An 8,749-nucleotide genomic window follows, 5' to 3' on the forward strand; every position below is an offset into this window, starting at 1 on the left:
CAGCCGTTGGTGGCGGCCTCGATCAGACCGCCGAGCAGCAATTGATTGGCCAGCGTCACCGGACGGCCGCCGATCGACGACAAGCTCACCGAGGTGCTCAAACCCGGTGCGGCCGAGACGTACTCGGTCGGCTTCTACAAACGCGACATGAGCGGCGGTCACGAGGTGACGCCGTACGCGATCGAGGACAAGGGCAACGGCCAAGCCTCGATTCTCATCTACGACAACAACTTTCCCGGCGTCACCAGCCACATCGACGTCGACCGCAATGCCGACACCTGGCGCTACCAGACCGCCTCGAACCCCGCCGATCCGAGCGAGCCGTATGACGGCGACGCGGGCACCGCGACCCTGATGCTGGATCCGACGACGCCCGCGCAGCAGCCGCAGACCTTCCCGTACCTCGCCCACGACACCAAGGGCGCGAAGGGTTCCGGCGCGAAGCCCGGCGGCCCGGCGCTGACGGTGTTCCTCGACGGCGATCCGGTCGACCACGGCCACCTGCTGATCACCGCCGACGGCGGCAAGCGGATCGGCTACCTGAACGGCAAGCGCGTCAACGAGATTCCCGGCGCGCGCTTCGTCGACGTCAGGTCGAACAACTCCACCTACAAGTTCGAGCCGGAGTATCAGATCCCGGCCGGAACCCACTTCACGGTGACGCTGGACGGCACCGGACTGAAGAAGACGCAGAAGTCCGATGTGGTGATTCTCGGCGGCGCCTTCGACGTGTCGGTTTCGGGCATCAACCTCGCCCCCGGCGCGACATCCACGATCGACATGGGAATCGACGGTGACCGGGTCAAATACTCCGCCACCGACGCGCAGGCCCCCGATATCGAGATCGGTGAGAGCTACGACCAGTCCGACTACGCCTTCGCGGTAAGCAAGGCGGCCGTCGGCCCGGGTGGCACGGTCGAGGTCACCCTCCCGCTGGATCGCAACGTCTTCACCGTCGACGCCACCAAATCCCGTGCGCCCGCCTCGCTCGGCGTCACCATGGAACGCCTCGACGACCACGGCAAGCGCACCTTCACCCGGAACGGCGTCGCCGTATCCGCCACCGCCACCGCAGCTTTCGATTTCGACGCCTGGGACGGCGGCGGCAAGTCCATCGCCCTGACCGTCACCGACCAGGGCAAACCAACCACCACTCAACTCCCCGCGAACTGAGCCGCCGGGCCTTCGAAGCCCGACCTGGGCGAATCTACGTCCACCCAGACCGGGTCGATCAGGCCCGCATCGATTGGGGAGTCACCGGCAGGGCTGTAGCCCGGCCGTCTCCGCGCATTACGCCCGGGGGCGCGGCCATGGACGACCGTGATAATGCTCGATGGCGGTGTTGAACCGCTCGAGGTAGGCGGCCAGGGCGGCGACCTCCTCCTCCGGCCAGTCGGTGAGGATCGCGTCCAGATGCCGGATGCTCTCCGCCCGTTCGTCTTCCAGTGTCGTGCCGCCTTCGGCGGTGACCCGGAACTTGCGGGCGATGCCGCCGTCGGGATCCGGGATGCGTTCCAGCAGACCCGATTTCATCATGGCGGCCGTCTGCCGGTTCAAGGTCGACACATCCAGGCCGAGCGCCTCGCTGAGTTGCCCGATCGAGAGCGGCCCATTGCTGCGCAGCAGGCTCAGGATGGTGTACGCGCTGCGATCGAGCCGATTGTGGCCTTTGCGGGAGATCAGGCTGTAGCGCCCGAAGAGCATCGCCTCGAACTCGAGTGCGTCGGTGGGTTTGCTCATGGCTACACCCTAAGTGATGTGCAAAGTGCACAGTGTGTGCATGACACACTTGGTGTGTATATTGCACATCATTGCTTTGTTGTGCTGAGGAGACGCACGTGACCCAACCCGATGCCACGCCGCGGACCGGCGGCATTCTGGCGGTGCTGGCCTATACCGGCATCATCGCCTCGCTCATGCAGACCCTGGTCGTCCCGCTGCTGGGCGAACTGCCGCGGATCCTGAACGCCACGGCATCGGACACCTCGTGGGTCGTGACCATCACCCTGCTGGTCGCGGCCGTGGCCACGCCGGTCGCGGGACGTCTCGGCGACATGTACGGCAAACGCCGCATGATGATCGCCTCGACCGTGCCGCTGATCATCGGTTCGGTGACCTGCGCGCTGGCCGGATCCCTGGTACCCATGATCATCGGCCGTGGTCTGCAAGGGCTGGGTGTAGGCGTGATCCCGTTGGCCATCGCGCTACTGCGCGACGTCATGCCGCCGGAGCGGCTGGGCGCGTCCATCGCGTTGATCAGTTCGTCGCTGGGCATCGGGGGCGCGCTCGGGCTGCCGCTGGCCTCGGCGGTCACCCAGTACAGCAGCTGGCGCGTGATGTTCTGGGCCGCAGCGGTTCTCGTCGCCGTCGCGACCGCACTGCTGGTGATCGTGGTGCCCGAGGGTGCCGCCGAGGGGCCGGCCGGGCGTTTCGATTTCGCGGGCGCGCTCCTGCTCGGCGCCGGACTGGTCGCCTTGCTGCTGCCGGTCTCCAAGGGCGCCGCCTGGGGCTGGACCAGCGGCGCGACGCTGGGACTGTTCGCCGCCTCGATCGCCTCGCTGCTGGTGTGGGGCTGGTGGGAACTGCGCGCACCGGAACCGCTGGTCGATCTGCGCATTACGGCCCGCCCGCAGGTGCTGGTCACCAACCTCGCCAGCATCGCCCTCGGCGTCGGCATGTACGCGCTGCAACTGAGTGTGCCGCAGCTGCTGCAACTTCCGAAGGCGCTCGGCTACGGACTCGGCCAGTCCATGCTGGCCATGGGCCTGTGGATGGCACCGGGCGGATTGATGATGATGCTCATCTCACCGATCGGCGCGAAGCTCTCGGCGCTGCGCGGCCCCAAGGTCACTCTCACGACCGGTGCCCTCGTGATGGCCGTCGGCTACGGCCTGGGCGGTCCGCTGATGGGCTCGGTGTGGGGCTTGCTCGTGGTGAACATCGTGTGCAGCACCGGCGTCGCCTTCGCCTACGGGGCCATGCCCGCACTCATCATGGGCGCGGTCCCGCAGTCGGAAACCGCGGCCGCCAACAGTTTCAACACCCTGATGCGCTCGATCGGCACGTCGGTGTCCTCAGCGGTGGTCGGCGCGGTCCTCGCGCAGATGACCGTTTCGGTTGGCGGCCACTCCATCCCGACCGAGCACGGCTTCCGGGTCGTGTTCCTGATCGGTACCGGCGTGGCCCTGCTTGCCGCCCTCATCGCCGCGATGATCCCGGTCCGCCGGGCCGCACGCGATATCGGGCGGGAAGCAGCGCCGCGTGATCAGGCGATGCGGCGTTCGGGTTCGCTGCGGTAGCGGGAACGGTCACCGTCGATGTGCAGGAGTTTCCACAGTCGGCGGGTGACCGGGTTCATCAGACCCAATTCGTCGGCGAGGGAACGCATATCGCCGAAGTACCCGGTGAGGGTTTTCGCGCCTTCCGGGCCCTGCCAGAACGCTTCCTTGATCACCTCGCGGGGAATGTCGAAGCGGCGCGCGAATTCCGGTGGGGGAGCCATGATCTCACCGGCCAGCCATCGCATGGCGAGCGGGAAGGCGATACCGCAGACATTGCGGTAGGCGATATTCATCGCCGGGACGTGCTCCTTGAGGAACTCGTTGGCGAAGGAGATGTGCCGGGCCTCCTCGGCGATGTGGATCTCCATGCAGCGCACCACCGCCGGGGGCAGGTGCGCGCCATTGCGGATGACCGCCTTCTGATAGTGGTCGATCGGTTCCTCGCCGCCGAGAATGCCGATGAACAGGATCGCCCAGGCGTAGCCCCCGGCGACTCCGATGAACGGCGAGAGCCGCCGGAAGATCGGCCGCATCCCCGGCACGTCGACGCCGATGCGGTTCACCAGCTCCTGGAACATCTGAATGTGGTTGCACTCCTCGGTCATCTCGTGGAGGCAGTAGCGGAATTCGGGGGAGCCGTTGGGCAACCGCATGATGTACTGCATCATTCCGCGGATCAGGATGCTCTCGAAGGCCGCGCCGACCTTGATCGCGTTCGCGATGCGCCACTTGCCGATCTCGATCTGCCGTTCCAGCGGCTGGGCCCGATACCAGGCGGTCGCGCCGAGCGGGTCGATCTCCGGCGACAGCACCCAGCGCGGATCCTGCGGGTCGATCGCGAACTCGGGTGCATCCCACGGGATGTCGAGGTATGGATCGAACCGGCGTTGCACCGATCCCTCCGAGAGGGTGTGCAGCACGTCCTTGTAGTCCCGTGCCGCAGGAACTTTGCCCGACATCGTCGTCAGAGCCATCATTGCCTCCTGTGTGGTGCGACACACTCCAAGATAGGTGCTAACCACGGTTACAGACAACCCTGTAAATACCCAGCGGTCCGGGGCCGGTAGGATTTCCGCGGATCGGGTCCACACGGAGGAGGGGGCAGGGCTCATGGTCGACATCGCGCCCGCGAACATGCCGCGAATCATCGGATTCCCGACTCCGCAGGTCAGTACCAGCCCCGATCCCTGGTCGGGTGCGGCGCTGTCCGAGGACCGGATTCGCGCGCTCGCCCTCGGCGCGTACTACGCCGACAGCTGGGGCGCCTACCACGACACCGTCGCGTTCGCGCCGGAACTGCCCGGCCGTTCCGAGACCACGCGGGAGCGGACCATCGACGGGTTGCACGACGCCTGGGGTGTCGACAATGCCGAGGACGCCCGCGACACCATCGGCCGATTACTCGCGGGCATGCACGCACCCCTGTTCGCGCTCATCCATCCGCTCGCCTCGGAGGCCGCCAAGGAGTCCTACCGGCCCGACCGCACCGGGCTCGCCTCCGGGCATCGCGAATTCCTGCATCTGCTCTCGCAATTCCGTGGCTACGAGGGCGCGGCCGGACTCGACCGCGACTACGACGCCTGGTTGCAGGCCATCAAACTGGGCATAGTCGACGGTCTGCCGCAGCCCCTGCACACCGACGCTACCGCCTGGGATCTGGCGCGCGTGGTCTTCATCGCCCGCGCGGCACACACCGCCGGGTATCTCAGCGAGGACGAAGCCTGGGAACACCTGCTGGCCGGACTCGCCATCGCGCAAGCGCACTACCACAATTGGCGGCAGTTCGGGTCGGGGTTCCTGACCGGAGCGATCTTCTGGGCGGCGACCCGCGACCTCGCGGCGGCCCGCGAACAGGTCGCGGAACGGCGAAAAATCGTGCACGGCTTCCACATCCGGCCGTCGAGCCCGTGGCGGCGGGTAGCCCTGCACCCGGGGATCAGTTCGGCAGCGCGAGCATGATCCCGAGGGCTTGGCGCTGAAAGGCCTCGTCCTCGACCATGCCGAGCTTGCGGCGCTCGGTCAGCAGCTGCCATTGCGCGAACAGCTCCACCGCGGACGGCCGCACGGGCCCGATCGAGCCGTCGAGCTGCTCGATCTCGCACGCCAGCCGCAGACCCTCGGCCAGCCGCGCGAAATCCGCTGCCTCCCAATCGATGAAGTCGTGGGTGGCGGGGAAGGCGTGAATCCGCAGCGTCGCGACCGTGCCGGGGGCGGACGGCGGCGTGACCTCCGCACGGTCGACGACGGCGATCGGTAGCTCATGGATGGCCTCGGTACCCAGGAACAGCAGCCGCAGCGTGGTCGCCGCCAGTAACCCCGGGATACCGGCGTAGGTGGCCTGCGCCAGTTCGAGCACGAACTCGTCGGGCCGGGCCAGGGTCTGCAGCGCGGTGATCCGGTGGGTGACGTGACCGGTGAACCGCATGCGCCGCGCGGCCTCTGTCACGTCCCGGCGCATCGGGCCGTGTGGTGAGGATTCCAGCGGCGGCGGGGTGAGATCCGGTCGCGGCGGCTGCACGCGCCGAGCGTCCAACAACTCCCGCTCGACCGCCCGGACCAGTTCCGCGGCCTGCTCGCGCAGCTCCGGCTCCAGGAATACCGGCACCGGATGATGTTGCGTGGCAACACCGTTCACCACGAATTCAGGGGAGTGGAAATACAGCAGCACCGCGATGCGCCCGTCGTCGGTGGTCGCCACCCGGGTCCTGCGCAGCACGGAGATCGGCACCTCGAGCGCGGTCTCGTCATCGGCCTGCAACGGCTGGGTGACCAGCCGCCCGTCCCCGAACCGGATGACCGTGCGCCTACCCCACACTTCCAGCATCGCCCCTGCCCTCCCTCACTCGACCACCGGGCCGTCCCGACCAGCAGCGTAGCGAAACCGTCCATCGTGCCCGGTCCCGGGCATCGCGGACCGCTGAATTTCCCTGCCGGGACCCGTCTTACGTGGTAGGAGGCGCACCGGCGCCGAGGATCCGAAGGGAAGCCCGTCATGTCCGTTCCACACCGATTGCAGCAAGCCCGTCACCTCTCGCGCAAGCTCGTTCAGGCCCACCGCGCCGCCACCGCCGACCGCGCGGCCCTGCACCACCGGCGGGTGGTGCAGGACGCGTGGCGTGGCGCTCGCTGAACCGAGCGGGTCAGTGGCTCTCGGCGGCGGCCAATTGTTCATCGCCGACCGGGGTTTCCCCGGGTGTGGCCGGGGTGGCGTCGGGCCGCAGCACGATGGCCAGGGTGGCGGCGCCGGCGAGGGCGAGGGCGAACAGCATCGTCCAGATCGAGCCGACGTGCATGGCGTGAATGAAGGCGTGGTCGGCGGCCTCGGCCAGGTCCGGGCGGTGCAGGGCGGCGGCGACGTGGCGAGCCTGCTCGGCCGAGACCTGGGCGGGTTCGCGGGCCGCATCCGGGAGAGTGGTTACCGCGCCGTGGATTCCGGTGCGATAGGTGATGGCCATGATGGTGCCGCCGAGCGCGATGCCCAGCACGCTGCCGGTCTGGCGGACCGTGTTGGTGACCGCCGATCCGGCCCCGGCGCGTTCGAGCGGGAGGGTGCTCATCAGGGCGCTGGTGACCGAGCCGATCACCATGCCGATCGAGAAGCCTTGCGCGCCGGAGAGAATCACGTTCCAGATGATCGGCGTGTGCAGTCCGAAGAACGCGATGCTGCCCATGCACAGCGCCCCGATGGTGAGGGCGGTCGCGGTGACCGAGCGCAGCGACCAGCGGCGCACCAGGCGCACGCCCAGCGGGCCGCCGATGATGACGCCCAGCGCGGCGGGGGAGTTGATCAGACCCGCGGCCAGCGGTGAGAAGCCGCGTGCGCCTTGCAGATAGAACGCGCCGTAGAACCCGCTGGCGGTCATGGCCAGAAACAGCAGGCCCAAGGCCGCGTTGCCGCCGCCGAACACCCGCTGTGCGAGCAGCCGCGGATCGAAACTCGGCTGCGCGGCACGCAATTCGACGACCACGAACGCCGTCAGCAAGGCGATTCCGGCGACGATGGGGGCCCACACCTGCACCGGCGTCCAGGCCGCGACCTGCCCGGCCCGGATCAGCCCGTAGGCGAGCGCGGCCAAACCGCTGACCGACAGCGCCAATCCGGTGAGATCCAGCGGCCGCGGCGTCGGGCTGCGGAAATTCGGGACGAACACCGCGATTCCGGCCAGCGCGACCGCCACGACGGGCACGTTCACCAGAAACACCGAGCCCCACCAGAAATGGTCGAGCAGTACGCCCGCCAGCAGCGGCCCGGCGGCGAGCCCCACACCCGCGGAGGTGGAGAACAGTCCGATCGCGGTCGCACGGTCCGGACCGGTGAACGTCCAGGTGATCGTGGCCATGGTGGCGGGCATGATGAGCGCACTGCCCACCCCCATCACCGCGCGCGCCGCGATGAGTTGCGCGGGGTCGCCCGCATAGGCGGCCCACACCGATGAGGCCGCGAAGATGATCAATCCCGTGGCCAGCACGGTCCGATGCCCGAACCGGTCGCCGAGCGCGCCGGCGGTGAACATGAGCGCGGCGAACACGAGGGTGTAGGAGCCCGAAGCCCATTGCAGCTGAGCGGGATTCGCGCCGAGGCCGCGCACCGGATCGGCGAGCGTCTCGAGCGCGGTGGCGAGGATGGTGTTGTCGATCCAGATCAACAGGGACGAGAGCAGGAGTACGGCGAGGATCAGCCGCTGCCGTGATTTCGGCAGCGTCACAGGCGCAGTCATGGAAACCTTCGATAAGATTGGTAGGAACCTGACGATCTCGAGTGTGCGTGATTGTCAGGAACCTGTCAATCTCTGGAAGGTGGCGCGGTGGGCCGAAACGATTGCGGCAGCGATGGATCCCTGACCTTCATGGTCCGCAAGGTCTGGCTCGGCATGCGTGCCTCGATCGGCGAGGTGCTCGCGGACTTCGACCTCACCAGCTCCCAGTACGCCACCCTGATGATGACGCAGGGCGAACCCGGCATGTCGGTGGCTGATATCGCGCGCAATGTCGGCAGTACGCGGCAGGCCGCCAACGAGATGCTCGCGACGCTGGAGAAGGCCGGTCTGATCGAACGGCGACCGCATCCCACCGATCGCCGCACCCACCAGATCTACGTCACCGACGCGGGCCGGGACGTCTACCGGAAGGCGGACGCCGCCGTCGCGCGTCGCGAGAACGAGTTGGAGGCGGCGTTCACGCCCGCTCAGCGGGCCGCGGTCCGGGAATGGCTGTCCGGCATGGCCGAAGCCTGCCGCTGAACCGAACCCGGCTTCGCCCCGGGAAGCAAGCGGCTTTCCATCAGGTGGAAAATTCCGGCCCCATCCGATCGGCGTGAGCCGAACCCTTCGGCGGCGACGGCCGCCCGCCTTACCGTTCCGGGCACCAACTCTCCCGAGAGGACGTGCCGATGAGCGAACCATGGCAGATCGCGACCGATGTGCTGGTGATCGGCGGCGGACCCGCCGCCTGCTGGGCGGCTGTCCACG

The 8,749-nt window shown here is 68.0% G+C and carries 9 protein-coding genes; 5 read left to right on the forward strand and 4 right to left on the reverse strand.

Annotated features, from left to right (window positions below):
* Positions 1 to 93 precede the first annotated feature (93 nt).
* Positions 94 to 1,173, forward strand: coding sequence for a hypothetical protein (locus ACWELQ_RS29075; RefSeq protein ID WP_452400221.1), 1,080 nt, complete (start codon positions 94 to 96; stop codon positions 1,171 to 1,173).
* A 117-nt stretch (positions 1,174 to 1,290) separates the two neighbouring features.
* On the opposite strand, the gene ACWELQ_RS29080 is transcribed toward ACWELQ_RS29075, so the two are convergent.
* Positions 1,291 to 1,740 carry a MarR family winged helix-turn-helix transcriptional regulator gene (locus ACWELQ_RS29080; protein ID WP_452400222.1) on the reverse strand — a complete coding sequence of 150 codons (450 nt, stop codon included), beginning with the start codon at positions 1,738 to 1,740 and terminating at the stop codon, positions 1,291 to 1,293.
* A gap of 98 nt (positions 1,741 to 1,838) precedes the next feature.
* On the opposite strand from ACWELQ_RS29080, the gene ACWELQ_RS29085 reads away from it, so the two are divergent.
* Positions 1,839 to 3,299: an MFS transporter gene (locus ACWELQ_RS29085; RefSeq protein ID WP_452400223.1), complete on the forward strand. Its 1,461-nt coding sequence runs from the start codon at positions 1,839 to 1,841 to the stop codon at positions 3,297 to 3,299.
* Here ACWELQ_RS29085 and ACWELQ_RS29090 read toward each other — a convergent pair.
* The gene (locus ACWELQ_RS29090; protein ID WP_452400224.1) at positions 3,266 to 4,255 is read right to left on the reverse strand and encodes an AurF N-oxygenase family protein; all 990 of its coding nucleotides are present in this window, start codon (positions 4,253 to 4,255) and stop codon (positions 3,266 to 3,268) included. The genes ACWELQ_RS29085 and ACWELQ_RS29090 overlap by 34 nt on opposite strands.
* A gap of 136 nt (positions 4,256 to 4,391) precedes the next feature.
* Between ACWELQ_RS29090 and ACWELQ_RS29095 the strand changes: the two genes are divergently transcribed.
* Entirely contained in the window at positions 4,392 to 5,240 is an 849-nt protein-coding gene (locus ACWELQ_RS29095) for a DUF1266 domain-containing protein (RefSeq protein WP_452400225.1), read from the forward strand.
* Here the strand turns inward: ACWELQ_RS29095 and ACWELQ_RS29100 are convergent.
* Positions 5,218 to 6,105 carry a hypothetical protein gene (locus ACWELQ_RS29100; protein WP_452400226.1) on the reverse strand — a complete coding sequence of 296 codons (888 nt, stop codon included), beginning with the start codon at positions 6,103 to 6,105 and terminating at the stop codon, positions 5,218 to 5,220. The two genes, ACWELQ_RS29095 and ACWELQ_RS29100, sit on opposite strands and share 23 nt — an antisense overlap.
* 168 nt (positions 6,106 to 6,273) lie before the next feature.
* Here ACWELQ_RS29100 and ACWELQ_RS29105 point away from each other — a divergent pair, with 168 nt between their 5' ends.
* Complete coding sequence (locus tag ACWELQ_RS29105; RefSeq protein ID WP_452400227.1) at positions 6,274 to 6,411, forward strand: hypothetical protein; 138 nt, start codon at positions 6,274 to 6,276, stop codon at positions 6,409 to 6,411.
* Positions 6,412 to 6,421: 10 nt separating this feature from the next.
* Here the strand turns inward: ACWELQ_RS29105 and ACWELQ_RS29110 are convergent, their stop codons facing one another.
* The gene (locus tag ACWELQ_RS29110; protein ID WP_452400228.1) at positions 6,422 to 7,999 is read right to left on the reverse strand and encodes an MFS transporter; all 1,578 of its coding nucleotides are present in this window, start codon (positions 7,997 to 7,999) and stop codon (positions 6,422 to 6,424) included.
* Between the two features lie 87 nt (positions 8,000 to 8,086).
* Here ACWELQ_RS29110 and ACWELQ_RS29115 point away from each other — a divergent pair, with 87 nt between their 5' ends.
* A complete protein-coding gene (locus ACWELQ_RS29115) occupies positions 8,087 to 8,521 on the forward strand; it encodes a MarR family winged helix-turn-helix transcriptional regulator (protein WP_452400229.1) in 435 nt (144 codons plus the stop codon).
* Positions 8,522 to 8,749: the final 228 nt, after the last annotated feature.

The organism is Nocardia sp. NPDC004722 (assembly GCF_053601505.1).